The organism is Paenarthrobacter sp. CC6, assembly GCF_040560085.1.
Lineage (GTDB): Bacteria > Actinomycetota > Actinomycetes > Actinomycetales > Micrococcaceae > Arthrobacter > Arthrobacter nicotinovorans.
The window spans coordinates 21167-41874 of record NZ_JARDAN010000023.1; the positions used below are offsets into that span (position 1 = coordinate 21167).

At 63.5% G+C, this 20708-nt stretch carries 16 protein-coding genes; 12 read left to right on the forward strand and 4 right to left on the reverse strand.

Annotation, left to right across the window (positions count from 1 at the left end; translation table 11 throughout):
* Positions 1-18: 18 nt before the first annotated feature.
* Positions 19-585, forward strand: a complete 567-nt coding sequence (rsmD, locus tag PV760_RS18830) for a 16S rRNA (guanine(966)-N(2))-methyltransferase RsmD (RefSeq protein WP_018776231.1) — start codon at positions 19-21, stop codon at positions 583-585.
* A 13-nt stretch (positions 586-598) separates the two neighbouring features.
* Here rsmD and PV760_RS18835 read toward each other — a convergent pair whose 3' ends face one another.
* Positions 599-1387: a spermidine synthase gene (locus PV760_RS18835; protein ID WP_189076809.1), complete on the reverse strand. Its 789-nt coding sequence runs from the start codon at positions 1385-1387 to the stop codon at positions 599-601.
* On the reverse strand, positions 1384-2637 hold the full coding sequence (locus tag PV760_RS18840; protein ID WP_354628442.1) for an aminotransferase class I/II-fold pyridoxal phosphate-dependent enzyme: 1254 nt from the start codon (positions 2635-2637) through the stop codon (positions 1384-1386). The genes PV760_RS18835 and PV760_RS18840 overlap by 4 nt, the downstream gene beginning before the upstream one ends.
* A gap of 35 nt (positions 2638-2672) precedes the next feature.
* Between PV760_RS18840 and coaD the strand changes: the two genes are divergently transcribed.
* The 9 genes from coaD (at position 2673) to PV760_RS18885 (ending at position 9067) form a co-directional block, all read left to right on the forward strand.
* Positions 2673-3173 carry a pantetheine-phosphate adenylyltransferase gene (gene coaD, locus PV760_RS18845; protein WP_018776228.1) on the forward strand — a complete coding sequence of 167 codons (501 nt, stop codon included), beginning with the start codon at positions 2673-2675 and terminating at the stop codon, positions 3171-3173.
* Between the two features lie 165 nt (positions 3174-3338).
* Positions 3339-3866 (forward strand): YceD family protein, encoded by a 528-nt coding sequence (locus PV760_RS18850; RefSeq protein WP_079582429.1) that lies wholly within the window; start codon positions 3339-3341, stop codon positions 3864-3866.
* A gap of 33 nt (positions 3867-3899) precedes the next feature.
* Entirely contained in the window at positions 3900-4103 is a 204-nt protein-coding gene (gene rpmF / locus PV760_RS18855; protein ID WP_011775139.1) for a 50S ribosomal protein L32, read from the forward strand.
* A gap of 23 nt (positions 4104-4126) precedes the next feature.
* Positions 4127-4837, forward strand: coding sequence for a ribonuclease III (rnc, locus tag PV760_RS18860; RefSeq protein WP_018776226.1), 711 nt, complete (start codon positions 4127-4129; stop codon positions 4835-4837).
* A gap of 3 nt (positions 4838-4840) precedes the next feature.
* A complete protein-coding gene (gene mutM / locus PV760_RS18865) occupies positions 4841-5818 on the forward strand; it encodes a bifunctional DNA-formamidopyrimidine glycosylase/DNA-(apurinic or apyrimidinic site) lyase (protein ID WP_354628443.1) in 978 nt (325 codons plus the stop codon).
* Positions 5819-5864: 46 nt separating this feature from the next.
* Positions 5865-6005: a hypothetical protein gene (locus tag PV760_RS18870; RefSeq protein WP_155845886.1), complete on the forward strand. Its 141-nt coding sequence runs from the start codon at positions 5865-5867 to the stop codon at positions 6003-6005.
* A complete protein-coding gene (locus tag PV760_RS18875; RefSeq protein WP_110503996.1) occupies positions 6002-6721 on the forward strand; it encodes a hypothetical protein in 720 nt (239 codons plus the stop codon). Before PV760_RS18870 ends, PV760_RS18875 begins: the two co-directional genes overlap by 4 nt.
* Before the next feature lie 7 nt (positions 6722-6728).
* A complete protein-coding gene (locus PV760_RS18880) occupies positions 6729-8030 on the forward strand; it encodes an MFS transporter (RefSeq protein WP_493002014.1) in 1302 nt (433 codons plus the stop codon).
* Complete coding sequence (locus PV760_RS18885; RefSeq protein WP_354628444.1) at positions 8027-9067, forward strand: TolB family protein; 1041 nt, start codon at positions 8027-8029, stop codon at positions 9065-9067. Before PV760_RS18880 ends, PV760_RS18885 begins: the two co-directional genes overlap by 4 nt.
* Positions 9068-9077: 10 nt before the next feature.
* Here the strand turns inward: PV760_RS18885 and PV760_RS18890 are convergent, their stop codons facing one another.
* Entirely contained in the window at positions 9078-13985 is a 4908-nt protein-coding gene (locus tag PV760_RS18890; RefSeq protein WP_354628445.1) for a DUF4082 domain-containing protein, read from the reverse strand.
* Between the two features lie 348 nt (positions 13986-14333).
* Here PV760_RS18890 and smc point away from each other — a divergent pair, with 348 nt between their 5' ends.
* Together smc and ftsY are read left to right on the forward strand one after the other, a co-directional pair.
* Positions 14334-17912 (forward strand): chromosome segregation protein SMC, encoded by a 3579-nt coding sequence (gene smc / locus PV760_RS18895; RefSeq protein WP_354628446.1) that lies wholly within the window; start codon positions 14334-14336, stop codon positions 17910-17912.
* A gap of 20 nt (positions 17913-17932) precedes the next feature.
* Positions 17933-19138 (forward strand): signal recognition particle-docking protein FtsY, encoded by a 1206-nt coding sequence (gene ftsY, locus PV760_RS18900; protein WP_018776218.1) that lies wholly within the window; start codon positions 17933-17935, stop codon positions 19136-19138.
* Between the two features lie 96 nt (positions 19139-19234).
* Here the strand turns inward: ftsY and PV760_RS18905 are convergent, their stop codons facing one another.
* Positions 19235-20455, reverse strand: coding sequence for an MFS transporter (locus tag PV760_RS18905; protein ID WP_354628447.1), 1221 nt, complete (start codon positions 20453-20455; stop codon positions 19235-19237).
* Positions 20456-20708 lie beyond the last annotated feature (253 nt).

The window sequence follows — 20708 nt, forward strand, 5'->3', positions numbered from 1 at the left end:
CCCGCAAGGAGTATGCCTGTGAGCCGCATCATCGCCGGAGTGGCCGGCGGAAACCCTCTGGCAAGCGTCCCCGGCAATGCCACCAGACCCACGACGGACCGCGTCAAGGAAGCCCTGTTTTCGCGTCTGGAATCGTTGGCGGTGATCGACGGCGCGCGGGTCCTGGATCTCTACGCGGGCTCGGGTTCGCTGGGCGTCGAGAGCGCCAGCCGGGGCGCGCACAGCGTGGACCTGGTGGAGTTCGATGCCAAGGCAAGCGACGTCTGCCAACGGAACGCGGACCTGGTCAACCAGACCCTGGGGTCCAAGAAGGTTTCCGTCCACCGTTCCAAGGTGGAATCGTTCCTGGAGCGTGCAGGCGATGCTTCGGTGTGGGACCTGGTCTTCCTTGACCCGCCCTACCCCCTGGACGAACCGGCGCTGGCTGCGGTGCTCGAAAAGCTGGCACTGCACCTGGACGATGCCGCCGTTGTGGTGGTGGAGCGCAGTTCCCGCAGCCCCGAACCGTCGTGGCCGGATGCCTTGGAGTGTTTCGCCGACAAAAAGTACGGGGAGACCAAGCTGTGGTTCGCTGAACCGGCGTGAGCACTGGTTCCGTTTAGCCGGCGATCCGGTCCAGGTCCACGCCCGTCAGGACGGCAGCCGGGTGGGGGCCGCGGGCCAATAGTTCAGCTGTCCATTCCGCGGGCCATGGCGTACGTGTGCCGACCAAAATTATGTTGCCCGGATAGCGGCCTTCAAACATGCCGGCCTCCGCGAACGCAGCAACATCCGGCATGGCCTTGCGCAGCGCTGAGACCTGGCTGCGGACAAGCGTGAGCGCCGGCTCGTCGCCCACATTGACGATGAGGACGCCATCGGGAGCCAGCCGGGCTGCTGCCTCTTCATAGAACTCCCGGCAGGCGATATGGGAAGGGGCCTCGGGCCCGGAAAAGATGTCAAGGATGACGACGTCGAACCCCGCCTCGGCGGGAAGCTGCGCCAATGCGTCGCGCGCGTCGCCGATATGGGAGGTCAGCCTTGTACCGTCGGGCATCGGCAGTTTCTGGAGGACAAAGTCCAGGAGTTCACGTTCCAGTTCAACGGCGTACTGTTCGGAGCCCGGTCGGGTGGCCTGGATGTAGCGGGCCAGTGTAAGTGCTCCGGCGCCCAGATGAAGGGCCCGGATGGGGCGGCCAGGTTCTGCGGCCAGGTCCACCACGTGCCCGATCCTGCGGAGGTATTCATAGAAGATCTCACCGGGCGCCGCCAGGTTCACGTGTGACTGTTCGGCTCCGCCGATGCTCAGGATGAAGCTGCCCTCCACGAGGGGGTCTGTATCGATCGTGGCGTGCTGGCCGCTGGTGCGGAGGAAGCGGGCGGCATGGCCGGAATCCCGGGAATTCACAGGCGTTCCTTGAGCGTAGCCAGGCGCCCGGCAGCTTCTTCCAGGACGTCGATCTTCTTGCAGAAGGCAAAACGCAGCAGGCTGCGGGTGCGTTCGGCGCCTTCCGGATGACAGAAGACCGGAACAGGGATGGCAGCCACTCCGACGAGTCCGGGCAGGCGCCTGGCGAGATCAACGGAATCCCTGATGCCCAGCGGCGCGGTATCGACGTTGATGAAATACGTGCCGCTGGGGTTGAAAACGCCGAAGCCTGCGGCGCGGAGGCCTTCGGCGAGGATGTCGCGCTTTTGCCGGAGGGTATCGGCAATGCCCTGGTAAAACGCGTCGGGAAGGCCCAGTCCGACCGCGATGGCGCCCTGGAATGGCGTGCCGGAGCTGTAGGTCAGGAATTGCTTCACGGTGCGTACAGCTGCCACCAGGTGTGCCGGTCCGGTGAGCCAGCCGATCTTCCATCCGGTGAAGGAAAACGTCTTGCCGGCGGAGGAAATGGTGATGGTTCGTTCGGCGGCGCCGGGCAAGGTGGTGACCGGGATGTGCGGCACTCCGAAGGTGAGATGCTCATACACTTCGTCGCTGAGGATGACGGCGTCGTATTTGACGGCCAATTCCACGATCCTGGCGAGGACGCTCTGCGGAAATACGGCACCCGTGGGGTTGTGCGGGTTGTTCAGGAGGACAATTTTGGTTCTGCCGCTGAAGGCTTCTTCCAACGTTTCGAGGTCCGGCAGGAAATCAGGGGCCAGCAGGGGAGCGGTGACATGCTTGGCGCCGGACATCCCGATGATGGCACCGTACGAGTCGTAGAAAGGCTCGAAGGTCAGGACCTCGTCGCCGGGTTGGACGAAGGCGAGCAGCGCCGCTGCGATGGCCTCGGTTGCTCCCGTAGTGACAAGGACTTCATTGTCGGGATCCGGGTCCAGGCCGTAAAACCGTTGCTGGTGGGCCGAGACGGCCTCCCGCAATGCGGCAACCCCCTTGCCTGGCGCATACTGGTTCGCTCCTGCCGCAATGGCGGCCTGCGCTGCGTCCTTGATCTCTACGGGGCCGTCCTCGTCGGGAAACCCCTGACCGAGGTTGATGGCTCCGGTGGACACAGCCAGTGTGGTCATTTCTTCGAAGATGGTGACTCCCAGGTCCCCGGCAGGTGAGAGTAGGTTGGCTCCCATAGCGGCCCGTTTCCAAGGTGCCGGAGCGCCGGCTGAAGTTCCAATAAGGGGAGCGCTGCTGCCTGCTGATGCCATGGCAGCCATGGTATCCCGGCGAAGCCATGGGGTAGGTTCGTCTCATGAGACGCGCGGTATGCCCTGGATCCTTTGACCCCATCCACAATGGACATCTCGAAGTCATTGCCCGGGCCGCCGGCCTGTTCGATGAAGTCATCGTTGCCGTGTCCACCAATTACGCCAAAAAGTACCGGTTCAGCCTCGAAGACCGGATGGAGATGGCACGCGAAACGTTGGCTTCCCTACGCGGAATCATCGTGGAGCCCATGGGTGAAGGCCTGCTGGCCGAGTATTGCCGCCACAGGGGCGTTTCGGCGATCGTCAAAGGCCTGCGCTCGTCCTCGGACTTCGACTACGAGTTGCCGATGGCCACGATGAACCGCCAGTTGACCGGCGTTGAAACCGTCTTCCTGCCCGCCGAAGCGCACTACGTCCACCTGTCCTCCACCCTGATCAAGGAGGTCAATGTCCTGGGCGGGGACATCTCTGATTACGTCCCCAAATCTGTGTTGAAGCGGCTCCTTGCAGGCGAGCCGCCCACTGAAGCGCCCCGCAAGGGGTAGGCTTGTCGGGTACCTGCGCCCTCACGCAGAGTTCCCCAAGCTGAAACCAGCGTACTTCTGTGCGCGCCCGGTGCCGGTTTGAGTCCTCAAGCGTGATCAGGCTAAGATGGTACGTCGGTCATATGTTCTACAGGAGTTCTCATTAAGCGAGATGCAAGTTCGCCCTTGGCGCTGGTAGTCAAGGACCTTGGACGCAGTCCAGGGACCATGCGGACACTCAACGAGCATGTACCTGCGCCAAGTGACCTTGGTGTGGCGCTCATTGGCGTAAAGGAAGGCTCGGATATCGAGCTGGATCTTCGTCTTGAGGCCGTACACGAAGGAATTCTGGTATCCGGATCCGCGATCGTCGAAGTAACCGGCGAGTGTGGGCGATGCCTGGATCCCCTTGCGTATGACCTTGAGGTCAATGTGCAAGAACTTTTCTTCTACGAAGGTGCTGAGCTTTCGGCCGAAGAAGACGATGAAGAGCAACGTCGAGTCGAGTACGATCTGATCGATCTTGAGCCGGTGTTGCGGGACGCAGTTGTCACTATGCTGCCGTTCCAGCCGGTGTGCCGGGAAGACTGCCAGGGTCTGTGCTCCGAATGTGGAGCGCGCCTGGAAGACGAGCCGGGGCACCACCACGAGGTCATTGACCCTCGCTGGGCTGCCCTAGCTGATCTGGCTAAGACTGACCGGCAAACCGATTAGTAAGTGTTCGTCTAAGAGAGAAATGAGATAGCCGTGGCTGTTCCCAAGCGGAAAATGTCTCGCGCAAATACACGCGCCCGCCGTGCCCAGTGGAAGGCAACTGCCCCCAACTTGGTCAAGACCATCGAAAACGGTCAGGTTACTTACAGCCTGCCGCACCAGGCAAAGGTCGTTACTGACTCTGCCGGCACCGCGCTGTTCCTTGAATACAAGGGCCGCAAGGTCGCAGACGCCTAATCTGCCGTAGAGGCTGACTAAGGATGTCTTCAACTGAAGAGCTTCTGAAGCGTCTCGGTGTCTCCATTGACACCGAGACGCTTCGTCTTGCTCTCACACATCGCTCATACGCGTATGAGAACGGCGGGATCCCCACCAACGAGCGCCTTGAGTTCCTCGGCGACTCCATCCTGGGTTTCTCCGTGACCGATTCCCTTTACCGTGAGAACCCCACGCTGCCTGAAGGCGAGCTGGCCAAGCGCCGCTCCGCCGTCGTCAGTACGCGCGCCCTGGCCGGAATCGGCCGTGAGATCGGCGTCGGCGAGTTCATCTACCTCGGCCAAGGCGAAAAGCTTACTGACGGCAAGAACAAAGCCTCCATCCTGGCTGACACCATGGAGGCGCTGATCGGTGCCACGTATCTGTCAAACGACATCGAAACCGCACGCCAGCTGGTCATGCGGCTCGTGGGACCCCTCCTGAAGGACGCAGGTGCCCTGGGTGCCGGCACGGACTGGAAGACCAGCATCCAGGAGCTCACCGCCAGCCGGCAATTGGGCGCCATCCACTATGCGGTGGAAGGCTCCGGACCGGATCACGCGCGGACTTTCGAAGCCGTACTGAACATTGGCGGAACACCCTACGGACGCGGTTCCGGTCACTCCAAGAAGGAAGCAGAGCAGGAAGCGGCCGCCGATGCCTGGCGTGCCCTGACTGCCCTGGACACGACCCCGACTGGTCCGGCGTCCGCTTGATCCATGCCTGAGCTTCCCGAAGTAGAAGTGGTGCGCCGTGGCCTTGCCCGATGGGTCAGGGGCCGGACCATCACAGCCGTCGAGGTGCTGGACCCACGCTCGATCAGGCGCCACGCCTTGGGAACCGAAGACTTCGTGGGGAATCTGGAACACACCACGGTGCTTGACGTCGTGCGGCGGGGAAAGTTCCTGTGGATGCCTCTCTCCATGGACGGTGTGTCCGCCACCGGTGACGGGACCCTTCCCGAGGTCTCGACCCTGCCCAAGGTCGCGCTTATGGCCCATCTGGGAATGAGCGGACAACTTCTCATGCAGGATCCGGACGTGCCGGACGAAAAACACCTTAAGGTCAGGATCTCGCTGAGCCCGGTGGAGGGCATGCATGAACAACTCAGGTTCGTGGACCAAAGGATCTTCGGCGGACTCTTCGTGACCTCCCTTGTGCCCACTCCGGACTCCGGGCCCGGAGGCCTGGGCGAGACGCCGCTGCCGGAAATCGCCGAGGAAGCCTCGCACATAGCAAGGGATCCGTTGGATCCGTGGTTCTCATTCGACGCGTTCTACCGGAACGTCAAGAAGCGGAAGACGGGCCTGAAACGTGCCCTGCTGGACCAGGGAGTCATCTCCGGTATCGGCAACATCTACGCCGACGAGGCCCTGTGGAAGGCGCAGCTCCACTACGCACGGCCCACCGATACCTTGCGACGGGCAGATGCAGAGCGGCTCATCTCGGCCGTCAAGGATGTCATGGACGCCGCCTTGGCCGCCGGCGGGACCAGCTTCGACTCCCTCTACGTTAACGTCAACGGCGATTCGGGCTACTTCGCGCGCTCCCTCAACGCCTACGGGCGGGCCGGTGAATACTGCCTGCGTTGTGCCGGGAAGGGGCTTCAGAGCGTCATCAAACGGGAACAATTCATGAACCGTTCCTCCTACACCTGCCCGGTTTGCCAGCCCCGCCCACGGAATGGGCGCTGGTAGCGCCAAAACTGTTCCGGAATCGTGGCGTGAATGGCAGACTGTCCCCATGAAACGCTTGGTGCGGTACATCGCCATCGCACGGCCGAACGCCACCTCGTCGCAGGTGGCGTCACTTCTACCCGCCGCCCCTGAGTCCCACGCCGTAAATCCGCGGCCGGGCGGGGCTGTTCTTCCGGTCATGCCATGATGGCGCGGCGGCTGGTCATCGCAGGCATATGCCTTGCCGTGCTGATCGCCGCCGTCGCAATACTCTTTGACCAACTGGCGGTGAAGCCGGCCCCTTCGGCGCAGACGACGTCCTCGTCGTCGCCAAGCCCGGGCTCGACTGCCCCCGGGTCAACAGCCTCGGCGGGAACCACTTCGCAAGGCGCCGAGGCACCCGGCTCCGGCAGTTCGCCGTCGGATGCTTCAGCAAGCGGAGGTACTGAAAACGGTGGCGACGGCGGTTCGTCACCGTCCGCCGGTCAGCCACTGGAAGTCCTTCCCCCTGTGACGGCAACACCGACAGGGCTGCCCGCGCCAACTGCTCCCGCTCCACTGATCACCGGAGCCTTGCCGGAGCCTGGTACCGCAGCCGGTGAAATGGTGGACGGCTGGCCCGCAGGGATCCTCACCTTGCCAGCGGGGTCGACCATCGGTTCAACCTCCGTGTCGACCTCGGGCAACACGCTCCAGGTCGCAGCTGACGGCATCATCGACAAGCCCCAGGCACAGGTGCTGGGTTCCTTCCGAGATTCCTTGGTATCGCATGGATTCTGGTCCGAAGACGCTCCAGCCGCTGACGGTGCCATGGCTGCCCGGTTCGTACGGGGAACGGATACGGTCACTGTTTCGGTATCAACCACAGGGACCGGCAGCTCGCGGTTCCAGCTTCTGGGCAGCCTGCACACGGCGGCGGACTAGGGCACCCATGTATATTTCCCTTTCTGACCGCAGCGGCGGTAAGCGGGACAAACCGCAGGGCACGAGGACGGCACTATCCAGCGAGGTGCCGTTCCGCTTGTCTCCGGTCATCCTTTGGCTGGGCATTGTCAGTATGGTCACCGATGTTTCCTCGGAATCGGTGTCGGCCATCCTGCCCCTGTACGTGACAGGTTTCCTGGGCCTGTCCACGATCGCTTTCGGTGTCATCGACGGCATCAACCAAGGTGCCAGCGCCATCGTCAGGATCGCCGCAGGTTGGGCCGCCGACCGCAGCGGCCACCCCAAACGGATAGCTTTGGCGGGCTATGGCTTGTCCATGCTCGCCAGGATCGGTTTCCTTTTCGCCGGGGGTTTTTGGGCGATTGCGGCCATTGTTACCGGTGACCGCATCGGCAAAGGCATCAGGACCGCTCCGCGTGATGCGCTGATTTCAGTCTCGGCGCAGCCGCAGCATCTGGCGAGATCGTTCGGCGTGCACCGGATGCTGGACAACATCGGCGCGGCAGCGGGTCCGTTGATCGCCTTCTTTGTGCTGTTGATGATTCCCAACGGGTTCAGCACCGTGTTCGTGGTGTCCCTGGCCTTCGCGGTGATCGGTGTCGCCGTCCTTGCCCTGGTGGTGCCCGACATTCAGGCCAAGGCCCTGAAGGGAGCCGGGGCACGGCAGGACCGCAGGCTTTTCGCATTTTCCTGGAGCCATTTGAAGGAACCGGGTTTGGGCAAGCTGCTGATCGCGGCAGGGCTCTTGGGCCTGGTCACGATTGGTGACGGTTTCATCTACCTGGTCCTGCAGGACAGGGATTCCTTCGCGGTCCAGTGGTTTCCCCTGCTTTTTGTGGGCACCAACGTGGTGTTTCTTGCTTTGGCCATTCCGCTGGGACGGCTGGCAGACCGCGTGGGGAAGATCCCGGTGTTCGTCGCCGGGCACGTTGCGCTGCTTGCCACCTATCTGTTGGCCGCGGCTCCTTTTGGCGGGCTTTGGGCGACGCTGGGCTGTTTGGTCCTGCTGGGTGCCTTTTACGCAGGCACTGACGGCGTCCTGGCCGCGCTGGCCAGCCAGCTGACGCCGTCGGGAAAACTCGCCACGGGAATCGCCTCAGCGCAAACCGTGGTGGCTCTGACCCGCATGCTGGCATCGGCCGGATTCGGTGTGCTGTGGTACGCCGTTGGTGCTTCCACCGCGATGCTCTTGGCAGGGGCGCTTTTGGCCTGTGCCGTTGTGGCTGTGGTTTTCATCCTCCGAGGTGCCAAGCGCGATGTCCCGGCCGACGTGAGCGACGAAGCATGAGGGAACGCGCCTCCGGGGGAGCTGCCGCGGGGAAGGTGCGGTGGGGTGTCCTCCTGATGGTCACTGTACTGGTCCTGGTCGCAGCGGGCGTCTACGCGGTGGGGGCCTACCAACGCTTTGAAGAAAGCCGGACGGCGGCCTCGTCCGTGGGGACCTCAGCCGGCGGACAGCTCCCCGGTGCTCCGTTCGTGCTGTTCCGGAACACCGCGTCAGGGCAGGGGTACGGGAACGCCGCAACTGTTCCGTTGTCGGATCCCGGCGGTAGCCGGGCCGTGAGCGGCCAGGAATGCGACCGGGTCTACGGCTCGCCGGAGCAGGTGGTGTGTTTGCGCACCAACCGAGGGCTGGTGACCTCTTTTGAAGCCGAGGTGTTCAACCGTAACTGGGAGCAGCAACGGGCCTGGCCGCTTCCCGGGATCCCCAGCCGGACCCGGATCAGCCCCGACGGCTCCAATATTGCCACTACGGTGTTCGTCACCGGCCACTCCTATGCGACAGCAGGATTTTCCACCGCCACCGAAATCAGCCTCCCAGGCGGTTCCACCGGCAACCTCGAGGACTTCGCCCTGCTGGTCAACGGCGAACGGTTGCAGGCTACCGACCGCAACATCTGGGGGGTGACCTTCGCACCGGACCAGGCGGATGTTTTCTATGCCACTGCGGCCGCCTCCGGACGCATCTGGCTGGTGCGGGGGAGCCTGTCAGCAAGGACTTTGACGGCTGTCCATGACAACGTGGAGTGTCCTTCGATTTCCCCGGACGGGACCCGGATCGCGTACAAGAAGAACGACGGCGGCGCGCTGGCAGCGCACTGGAACATCGCGGTTCTTGACCTCGCCAGCGGACGCGAGACCGTCCTTGCCGAAAAGCGCAGTGTGGATGACCAAATCGAGTGGCTCGATGACCGGAGCCTTCTCTATGGCTTGCCGGACGAGACAACGGACGGGGACAGCAACATCTGGAAGCTGGAAACGGAACCGGGCGCCCAACCAAGCATGTTCATTGCCCATGGTTGGTCGCCCAGCGTCGTTCGCTGACGTTGTTGCTTCAGCAGATCCCGAGCAAGCCGCAGACGAGTCCAGTCTGGGTCGGGCTGGGTGACGGACTCGGTGACGGGGTCGCTGTCGGTGACGGGGTCGGGGTCGCTGTCGCTGTTGCTGTTGGGGTTGCTGTCGGCGTGGCAGTAGGTGATGGTGACGGCGCCGCCTGCTGCTGGGCTGGAGCTGCGGTGGAGTACACCACATCCACGAAGTAGTTCGTGGCGTTCCAGGAACTGGTGGGCATCACGCCGCCTGAGCCGTACCGGTAGCGTCCGTTGTTGGGGCCCGAGGCCGTGAACACTCCGCTCGTCCATGTCTGGTTAAAGAATCCCTGCGTTGAGGAGTAGCGGCCGTTTGGCGCCCGGTAGGAGACCACATAGGTCTGTCCGGTAGACAAGGCAACCGGGGTTGCCAAGGTGGCGGTTTGCCAGCCGGTGGCCGTTTCGTTGGTGAAGGTCACCTGTGCCAGCCTGGTGCCTGCGGCGTTCCACAGCGAACCAACATGGGTGCCTGTGTTCCCGGTTCCCTTGTAGAAGCGGATCCCTGTGACGTTCCCCGCCTGGGACACCGTGAAGGCAGTTCCGAGCTCCACCGAAAGCGGGTCGGAGTTGGCGGCAACCTGGGGAAGCAACGAACCGAAGATCGTCGATTGCTGGACCGCTGCCGCCGCCGTGGTGAACTGCCAGGTGGTCGGGGGCAGGGATTGCCCCTGCGGGGTGGCCACGCCCGAGACGTTGGCGGATATCTGGGTGTTGGCGGGAAGGGCGGCCGTCGGCGTGAACGTGATGGTGCGGGCGTCAGCTGACAGTGCTGCCGTTCCTGCGACAGAGGATCCGTTCGCGGTCAAAGTGAACGTGGCGCCCGGATTGATGGCGGTGGAGAACGTGATGGATGGTTTCACGTCCGTGGGAATGGCGGCGGCTCCTGGAGCGGGCACCTGGGCACTGATGGACAGGGGAGGTGCGGCTACGGTGAAGACCAGGTCCACCAGGTAGCTGGCCGTGGACGCCGTACTCGGGAAGTCACTGGTGTAGGAGTACGCCCCCGAATCCGGCTGGGTCTTCAGCGGTCCCCTCGTGAAGCCTTCACCGAAGCCACCGGAGGTGTAGGAGTACTTGCCTGTGGGCGTCTTGTAGGCAGCTACATACTCGGTGTCTGCCTGGATGTTCACGGGCTGGCTGAACGTAGCAGTCTGCCAGCCGGTGCTGGATTCGTTCGTGAACGTCACGGTCGCCAGGACCTGGCCGCCCACCGTGTAGAGGTATCCGGTGTGGGTCCCGGTGTTGCCGGCCGACTTGTAGAAGCGCACACCGGTCACCTGGCCCGCAGTGTCGCTGGTGAAGCGGACACCCAAGGTCAAGGGCACGCCATCATCTAATTCGAGGGTCGTTGGCGTCACCGTGTCCTCGTACAGGGTGCACGGGCACGAACCGGGTGTGCCCGCGGCCTGTACTGTGGTGAACTGCCACGTCCCACCGGATGACATTGGTTGTCCGGAAACGGCCGTAGCAGTCACCGTGGCCGTGTAGGAAGTAGCCGCCGCCAAAGGTGCCGAGGGCGTGAAGGTCACCTTGCGGGTGTTGCTGTCATAGACAGTAGTCCCGGCAACGGCGGCACCTGCGGCCGTCTTGAGTGACAGAGCGACGCTTGAGGACACGGCTGCTTCCGAAAGAACCGCGCTGACCGTTGTGTTGAGCGGAACGCTCGAGGCGTTCGGAATGGGGGAGTGGCCACCAACGGTGAACGGAGGCGCCGAGACCACCACCACTACGTCCACCAGGTAACTGGTGGAGGACCTCGAAGCAGGGAAGTCCCCGCTGTAGCTGTAGGCCCCGGCGTCCGACACAGTCCGCAACGGTCCAACGCTCAGTCCGGCCCCAAAGCCGTTGGCGGTTGCCGAATATGCGCCCGTGGTTGACTTGTAGCTAGCTATGTACTCGGTATTGGCAGCCATTTGGACCGGCTGGCTGAACATGGCCGTCTGCCACCCGGAACTGCTCTCATTGGCAAAGGTGACCGTTGCCAGCTGCTGCCCGCCCGCTGTGTAGAGCGCGCCTGTATGGGTGCCGGTGTTGCCGGCTGACTTGTAGAAGCGGACCCCGGTTACCTGACCGGCGGAGACACTGGTGAACCGTACTCCCAGGGTCAGCGGGACTCCGTCCTGGATTTCCGCGATGCCGGGAGTGACGGAGTCGTCATAGAGGCTGCACGGGCACGATCCCGGCACGGACGCCGTGGCAGCGGTGGTGAAGGTCCACGTGCCGCCCGAGGTGACCTGGCCTCCCGTGGTGTCGGTGCCTGACAACGTTGCCGTGTACACGGTGCTGAAGGCCAGCTGGGATGCCGGAGTGAACGTTGCCTTGCGCGTGGTCGCGTCATAGCTCGTGGTGCCCGTTACCGTTCCGGCAGAAGACTTCAGGACCAGCTGGACGCTGGCTGGGGTCACTGGCTTGGAGAAGGAGGCGCTGACCTTGGTGGTCACGGGGACGCTGGACGATGACGGAATGGGGGACTGCCCGGACACCGTCAGCGGCGAAGTATCCACGGTGCTGAAAACTGCATCAACGAAGTAGTTGCCGCCATTGAAACTGGTGGTCGGGAAGCCTTGCGAGGTGTTGTAGACGCCCGCAGGCTCCGCCCCAAAACCACCTGTGACCTTCAATGGCGGATCATTGAATCCAAAGCTCGCCCACTGGTAGTCCTTGGTGGCATAGTGCCCCCTGGGTGCCCAGTACGAGACCGTGTACTTTTGGCCCGCGGAAACTGCTACCGGCTGGCTGAACAGCACGCTCTGCCAGCCCGAGGCGGTTTCATTGGCAAAAGTGGCGGTAGCCAGGCGGGTGCCGGTGGAGCTCCACAACGAACCCGTGTGGGTTCCGGTATTGGCCGAGCTCTTGTAGAACCGGACCCCCGTCACGAAGCCATTTACTGAGGGCGTGAACCGCAGGCCCATTTCGTAGGCTCCGCCGTCTCCGGAGTCGGTGATGGCAGGGACAGTTTGGCCAAAGACGCTGTAGGGTCCGGTGAGGCCAAGGTTCCTCGTAGCCACGGCTCCGATGTTGGCGCTGTCATCCACGGCCCGAACCTGGATCGCGGCGGTGTCCAGGCCTTTCTGGATGTAGGTGTAGGTCCAGGAAGCCTTGCCCTGGGCCGGGTGCCAGGTAGTACCGCCGTCGGTGGAAACCTCGACGCCGGCCACAACACCGCCGGTGTCCGTGGCAGTTCCGGTGACCGTCACGCTGCTTCCGTGCGCGATGGTCGCGCCGTTGGCTGGAGCGGTGATGGTCGCCGTGGGGCCGGTCAGATCCGAGCTCGCGCTCGCAGCAACAAGCCCGGCCGCGCGGGTTGCCGGCTGAACGCCCATGTCCGCAAACAGGTTCACTTGAGCCTGCCGCATGCGCATATCGGCAGCGGCGCCGTCGCCGTCGTGCTCCTGATCCAGGCCCCAGGTCCACTGGACGCTGCCGGCCGAGAAGACAAGAGCCCCGCTGGCCGCCCGGTACAGGGTGATGTGATGCGTGGTTGTGCCGGGTTTGACCGTATTTCCGTAATCCTGGAGGTACTCGCTGACGCTGCCGACTGTTGTGGACAGCTGGATCAGACCTGACGGCCGGAAACCGTTATCGAGGTCCTCGTCGGATTCATAGCCCACTGTGTGCGGCGCCAAGGCAGCAGTGGTACCTGCGGGCAGGGAAGCCAGTGAGGTATTGCGCCACAACCGCGACTTTCCTTCAGCGGCTGACACCGTCACTGGAAGGTCGGTGTAGTTGGACATATACAGCGTGCCCGTCAATCCGTTTTCGGGCAGACCACCGCCATTGGCCTGGGATGCGTAGCGCGGATCCCGCCATGTTCCGGTCCATTGGCTGGTGGGGTCGATCTTTCCGTTGCTCCACGTCTCCTTGTAGCAGGTCAAGGTGCGGCCCGCGGCGCCGTCCACGGAGGAGGGCTCGAACCGCGTACGCCAGTACATTTCATTGCCTGAAAGGAACTGGAGGTTGACGCCCGCGTCGCGGGCCGCAGTAACGTTGGCCCTTTGGGGGCCGGACCAGTATTCGTCGTGGCCGACGGAAAGAAATACCTTGTGGTTCAGCAGCTCCGCACCATTGCGGTCAACGTCAAGGCCGCTGACGTAGCTGACGTCATAGCCGTTTTGTTCCAGGAACCGCACCATCGGATATTCGTTGGCGAAGTAGAAGTCCCGGCCTCCGATGCCGCCTCGGGTGTTCACGGGGCGGTTGTAGCTCACTTTGTAGGCGCGCCCGTTGACGGCCCCCTGGTAGAAGTCGGCGCCGCCATACGTGTTGTAGGCCTGCCAGGTCTGGTCCGCTGTTTGGAAAACGATCGATGAACGGTTTCCGTCGTTCCTGACGATGAAGGTGATGTGGCTCTGGCCGCCCGTATCCGGTCGAGTGAGAAGGGCGATATAGACCCCTGAGACCGCGGTCGCAGGTACCTGCCAGGTGGCCGAAACAGCCCAGGTACCGCAGTCATAGAGTTCGGTCGTCAGATCGTTCCTGCATGCGGGCTGCGTCTGGCGCAGGACCGATGGAGTGACGTCGGCAATCTTCCGTGCACCGTTGCCTCCGTACCAGCCCGTGCGGTAGATCGCGATGGTGTAGCTGGGGGCCTTCGTGTCGATCTTGAAGCGGATGGGTTGTCCGGCATTGACGCTGATCTCGGTGGAGAAACCCTGGATTGTGTCATCCCCGGCCCCATCAATGTCCCATTCCGAGGGCGGGCTGCCCGGTTTGGAATTCTCACACGCCACAGCGTTCACTATGGGGTCGCAGGGACCCGCCGCCACAGCCGCGGGGGCGGTCAGGGGCAGCAACGCTGCCACCATTGCCAGCACCAAAGTGAAGAGCAGCCCCTTGAGGGCCCGCTGAGGTGGGGTTACTGAAGGACCGGGCATGAGAACTCCTGGAGTGGTACGCCAATTGCTACGACGGGTCTGCGTCTTCACGCAGCCCCTGCTTGCCGCTCCCCAGCCAGGGTCAAACCAAGATCTTCAGTTATTGAAACCACGGTGCCTTGTGGACAGGCGTTCCTACTACGGGACCGGATCCAGCCAAAGCCGAACAGAAGTTCAAGCCGAGGCCGGATCACCGGAACGAATCCACCAAGTAACCCTTGGCAGGAGTGTAGGGGTGCGGCATCCCTGCCGCAAGGCTTTCCCGCTGCAGATCCGCGGATTTCACGTAAACGGCAGTAGATTTAGGGGGACACAAACACCCGGGCCACCCAGGAGAACCGAAGCGCCTTGCATTTGAAAAGTTTGACCGTCCGCGGATTCAAGTCGTTTGCGTCGGCCACGACGTTCGACTTCGAGCCCGGCGTCACTGCCGTCGTCGGTCCCAATGGATCCGGCAAATCCAACGTGGTGGATGCGCTGGCCTGGGTCATGGGCGAGCAGGGCGCAAAAACACTGCGCGGCGGAAAAATGGAAGACGTCATCTTCGCCGGAACCTCGGGCCGCCCGCCACTTGGCCGGGCCCATGTGTCGTTGACCATCGACAACGCGGACAACGCGCTTCCCATCGAGTACAGCGAAGTAACCATTTCCCGCACCCTCTTTCGCACCGGTGGTTCCGAATACGCCATCAACGGTGCGCCGTGCCGGCTGCTGGACATCCAGGAACTCCTCTCGGATTCCGGTCTCGGCCGGGAAATGCACGTGATCGTTGGCCAAGGCCAGCTGGACCGCGTCCTGCACGCTACGCCCGAAGACCGCCGGGGCTTCATCGAAGAAGCCGCAGGCATCCTCAAGCACCGGCGGCGCAAAGAAAAAACAGTGCGCAAGCTGGAGGCCATGCAGGCCAACCTGGCACGGCTCAGTGACCTCACCGCCGAAATCCGTCGGCAACTGACCCCCTTGGGGAAACAGGCCGAAATCGCCCGCCGCGCCCAAACCGTCCAGTTCGACGTACGCGACGCCCGCGCCCGTCTCCTTGCCGACGACCTCGTACAACTGACAACCACCCTGGAACAGGACGTCGCCGACGAAGCCGCGCTCAAGCAACGCCGCCAGGTAGTCGAAGCCGGGCTGGGCGTGGGACGGCGACGGCAAGCAGAGCTGGAACAGCACGCCGCAGAAGCAACCCCCCGCCTCAACGCCGCCCGCGATACCTGGTACCAGCTCTCCGCCGGCAGGGAGCGTCTGCGTTCGCTGGGTTCGCTGGCCGCTGAACGGCGGCGCCTGCTGGGCTCCTCCGAAACCGCACCCGAATCGGGGCGCGATCCGGAACACCTCGAGCGCCAGGCCGCCAGGGTCCGCGAGGAACAAGCAGCCCTGGAACACGACATCCTGGCAAAACAGGCCGCACTGCTTGAAGCCACCGTCGCCAAGGACGCAGCCGAAGCACTCGCAGCCGCCGAAGACAAACGCCTCACAGTCATGTTGCGAGCTGCAGCCGACCGCCGCGAGGGGCTTGCCCGTCTCGCCGGCCAGCTTGCTGCCGCACGGTCCCGGGCAGAGGCAGCCGAGGCCGAGCGCGGCAGGTTGCGGGAGTCGCTGGGGGCCGGAGATGAGCGGCGTAGAAAGGCGCAAAGCGAGTTCGCCGCCCTTGAAGCGCAAGTAGCCGGCGTCGAGGACGGCGAGGAAAGCCTGGATGCCGAATACGAGGAAGCAAGCGCGGCGCTGGACGGAGTACTTGCTGAAATTGAGGAACTCAAGGCTTCCGAGCGGGAGGCAGTCCGTGAGCGGGACGCCCTGACGGCCCGGCGGGATGCGCTTCAGCTCGGACTCAACCGCAAAGATGGCTCCGGGCACCTGCTGACGACCGAAGGAGTACTCGGTCCGCTGGCGGGTTTGATCAGCATCGAGCCCGGCTGCGAGGCCGCCATTGCCGCGGCCCTGGGCAGCGCCTCGGATGCCCTGGTGGTTGCCGGTGCCGACGCCGCCGTTGCGGCCTTGGGTCTGTTGAAGAAGGACGACGCCGGTCGTGCGGCGTTGCTCTTGGCCGGCGGTTTCGCCGAAGAAGACGACGCCCGGACCGCCGTCGAACTGCCTGCGGGATGCCGCCGGGCTGTCGACGTCGTAAAAATAGCCGACCCGGCGGGCCACGGTGCCCTCGGACTCCTGGCCAATACCGTCGTGGTCGATGACCTCCGCACGGCGGCGGCGCTGGTCGCGGACCACCCTGAAGTGAAGGCAGTCACCATCGACGGTGACGTTTTTACGGCCGTGACTGTCCTTGGCGGCTCAGCCACCGCACCATCGCTTCTTGAAGTCCAGGCCGCAGTGGACGACGCCGATGCCCGCCTTCATGAGGTCACCGCCCGGCTGGAGCGTGGCCGTTTCGCCCTCGCCGGGGCCCAGGCCCGCCGCGCCGAAGCGCAGGAACGTGCCGATGCCGCACTGGAAAGACTGCATGAGTCCGACGCGCGGCTTGCTGCTGTCGCCGAACGCCTGGGCCACCTGAATTCTGTTCTGCGCAGCGCAGTGGGCGAAAGCGATCGTCTGGCGGCCTCCATGGCCAAGGCTGAAGCAAATATTGCGGAGGCGCAGCTGGATCTGGAAGTTGCTGCCGAGCGCCTTGCTGCCGCCCAGGAAGTCCCTGACGAGGAACCCTCCACCGACCAGCGGGATGAACTTGCCGCTGAGGCGAGGACGGCCCGCGCCCTGGAGACGGAAGCCCGGCTGGCGCTTCGCACTGCCGAAGAGCAACTGGGCGCGGTCAGCAACCGGGCTGCCTCCCTGGAGCGGGCTGCAGCCACCGAACGCCGTGCGCGTGAGGAGGCTGCACGACGGGCCCAGCGTCGCAGGTCACAGGCCCAGCGTGCTGCCGCTGTTGTTTCGGCGGTCGAACAGACTCTGCGCTACGTGGACGTCTCGGTGGAGGTGGCTGCCGATGAACGGGACCAGGCCGAGCAGAAACGCGAACTCCTTGAAAAAGAGCTTTCGGACGTCCGCTCGGGCAACGAGGCCCTGGCACGCGAGCTTGCCGAACTGACCGATTCGGTGCATCGGGATGAGATGGCACGGACACAACAGCGGCTGCGGATCGAGGCCTTGGAAAGCCGGGCAATCGAGGAACTGGGACTTTCCGCTGAGCAGCTCATTGCCGACTACGGCCCGGACCGGCCGGTTCCGCTTCCCGCCGGATCCACCACGGACAAATGGGCCGAACTGCGGGCCCCCGTCGACGAAAACGGCGAACCTGTGGTGGAAGGTGTTCCCTTTGTCCGGGCGGAGCAGGAGAAGCGGCTGAAGAAGGCCGAGCGCGAGCTGGCAGCCCTGGGCAAAGTGAACCCGCTGGCGCTCGAGGAGTTTGCAGCCCTGGAAGAGCGGCACCAGTTTCTCAGCTCGCAGTTGGAAGATCTCAAGTCCAGCCGGAAAGACCTGCTGGACATCATCAAAGAGGTGGACAAACGCGTCCAGCAGGTCTTCACGGAAGCTTTCGCGGACACCTCAGCCCAGTTCGACCACGTCTTTGCCAGGCTCTTCCCCGGTGGCGAGGGAAAGCTGGTGCTTACTGATCCGGATGACATGTTGACCACGGGCATCGAGGTAGAGGCCCGTCCCGCCGGGAAGAAGATCAAGAGGCTTTCACTGCTTTCAGGTGGTGAGCGCTCCCTGACTGCTGTCGCACTGCTGGTTGCCATCTTCAAGGCGAGGCCTTCACCGTTCTATGTCATGGACGAAGTCGAAGCGGCGCTGGATGACACCAACCTGGGCCGGCTCATCACCATCTTTGAAGAATTGCGGGAGTCCAGCCAGCTCATCGTGATCACCCACCAAAAGCGCACCATGGAAGTGGCCGATGCCCTCTACGGTGTGACGATGCGCGGTGATGGCGTGTCAACCGTCATCAGCCAGAGGCTCGGTGCCGGGGCTTAGCTTTATGAGAAGGTAGGGGAGTGAACGATTTCCTACCCATAATTCTGTCCATTCTCGCTGCGCTCGTAGTGGTCGGCGGACTCGTGCCGGTATTGATGAAGGCCCGCAAATCGGGCGCAAAATACCCCGGAACGCGAGATGCGAACGATCCTTTGCAGTCGTCGGCAGCAGGCGGCGGAACCCTTGTGGAGGACCGCCCGGATGCGGCGAAGGCACCGGCCCCGACCTTTGACGGAACAGTCGAAGGCACGGATGTTCCGGACGACGCCGCAGGGCTCGAAACCATCGCCATCGACACCCCGGCGCCGGTCGAAGGGCGCCTGACCCGCCTGCGCGCCCGCCTGGTCAAGTCCAACAACATCCTCGGCAAGGGCCTGCTGGCCTTGCTGTCCGGCGACAAGATCGACGAGAACGTCTGGGATGAGGTGGAGGAAACCCTTCTCCTGGCCGATCTCGGCACCGAGCCCACCATGCAGTTGGTTGATGCATTGCGTGAGCGTGTCAAAGTCCTGGGCACCCGCAGCCCCGAAGACGTCAAGGCCATGCTCAGGGAAGAGCTCATCAAGCTGGTTGATCCCGGGATGGACCGTTCACTGAACGTCGAACGCAAAGGCGACCGTCCCGCCGTCGTGCTTGTTGTCGGTGTGAACGGCGTCGGCAAGACCACCACCGTGGGCAAGCTGGCGCGTGTCCTGGTGGCCGAAGACAAGGACGTGCTGCTTGGTGCTGCTGACACCTTCCGTGCCGCCGCGGCTGAGCAGCTGGCCACGTGGGGACAGCGCGTGGGTGTGCCCACGGTCAAGTCCGACATCGACGGTGCGGACCCCGCCTCGGTTGCTTACGAGGCCGTGAAGGCAGGCATCGACCAGGAGGTCGATGTTGTCATGGTGGACACGGCAGGACGCCTGCAAAACAAGACCGGCCTCATGGATGAGCTGGGCAAGGTGAAGCGGGTCATCGAGAAGCTGGCGGAGGTGGACGAGGTCCTGCTGGTACTGGACGCCACCACCGGCCAGAACGGACTCAATCAGGCACGGGTTTTTGCTGAAGTGGTCAACATCACCGGCATCGTGCTGACCAAGCTCGACGGCACGGCCAAGGGCGGCATCGTTGTCGCCATCCAGAAGTCCCTCGGCGTTCCGGTGAAGCTGATCGGCCTGGGTGAAGGCCCGGACGACCTTGCACCCTTCGAAGCGGAAAGTTTCGTTGACGCACTGCTCAACTAAACAGCGGAACAGCTGAAGAGCTCCAGCCAAACAGAACTCCCACTGGACTGGCCGGCAGCAGTGGTTGACCCGAAACCGGGCAACCTCGGCCGCCGGTCAGTTCCTACGTTTAAGGGGTTCCCTTGCAGGCAGCCACGCTGCCGCGGTGACCAACAGCACCGCACCCGTCAGGCCGAACGCCCAGCCATAGCCCAAGCGGTCGGCGATCAGGCCGGCAACCACCGGGCCGATGATTGCGCCAGTATCGGCAGCCATCTGGAAGACGGCAAGCACCTTGCCGCCCGAGCGTCCCCTTCCAATGACATCGGCGACGGCGGCCTGCTGCGCCGGCCCCAGCAAGCCGGAGCCGAAGCCTGCTATGGCGGAGGCGATGAAGAAAGCAGTCAGATCCGTGGTCAGGCCGATGAGCCCGGTGGCCAGTCCAGTGATGACCAGGCCAGGGATCAGCAGGCGTTTTCGTCCCCAGGCATCTGCCAGGCGGCCGGAGAACGTCAGGGCAAGGGCATTTCCGACGGCGAACACGGCCAGTGCCCACGCAGCGGTTTCCGGACGTGAATCCAGGACGGCCACAGCAAAGAGCGGAATGGTAGCCATGCGGACGCCGAACGTCACCCAGCCGTTGCCGAAGCTGGAAAAAACTGCGGCGCGGTAGGCGGAGTCGGACAGCGCCTCTTTCAAAGCCATTGCGGGTGCCGGTCCGGCCTCCTGGGCGGCATTGCCGTCACCTCGGAGCATTGTCCGGACTACCAGGGCAGCAACAAGGAGCGCTCCGGCATAGGCCAGGAAGGGAACCCTCAGCCCGAAACCTGCCAGCAGGCCACCCACCACCGGCCCCAGGACGCTGCCAATCAGGAACGCCGAAGCATAGGCGCCGGATACCCTGCCACGCCGTTCCGGCGGAGCCAGCCGGATGAGCAATCCCATGGCCGCAACCGTAAACATCACCGAGCCGGCCCCGCCGAGTCCGCGGAAGATCAGCAGCTGCCAGTAGTCCTGGGCAAACGCGCAGGCCGCCGTGGATACGGCAACGATCAAAAGGCCGGAGACGTACACGTTCCGTTCCCCGAACCGTCCGATCAAGGCCCCGCCCGCCGGCGCGAAGACCAGCCGCATGAAAGCGAAGATGCTCACGATCACGGCAGCCGCGGTGGCACCGACGTCGAAGGTCGTGGCGAATTGCGGCAGAACGGGAGCGACCAGCCCGAATCCCAAGGCGATCAGGAACGCGGCAGCCAACATCACCTTGATGTCCCGTGGCAAGGGCGCCTTTTCCTGCCGGATCCTTGGAACTTTGGTGGATCGGGACGACTGGGTCATTCGGGGCTGGTCCTTCTGGTGGGTTTTTGGCACTTCTGCGCTGCGACGGGGTTGAGCTGGGCAATTCCTGTGAAGTCTGACGCCTGAAACATATCCGTAACATCGAAGATATGCACCATTTACGTTGGGGAGGTTGTTGTAACCGGCCCGCAATATAAATCCAGCGCAGGTGAAACACGGCGGCACAAAACTCTTAAGCAGGACGCAAAAGGCGTCAGGACAGCGGTTGAACCGCAGATCTAGCAAGAGAGGA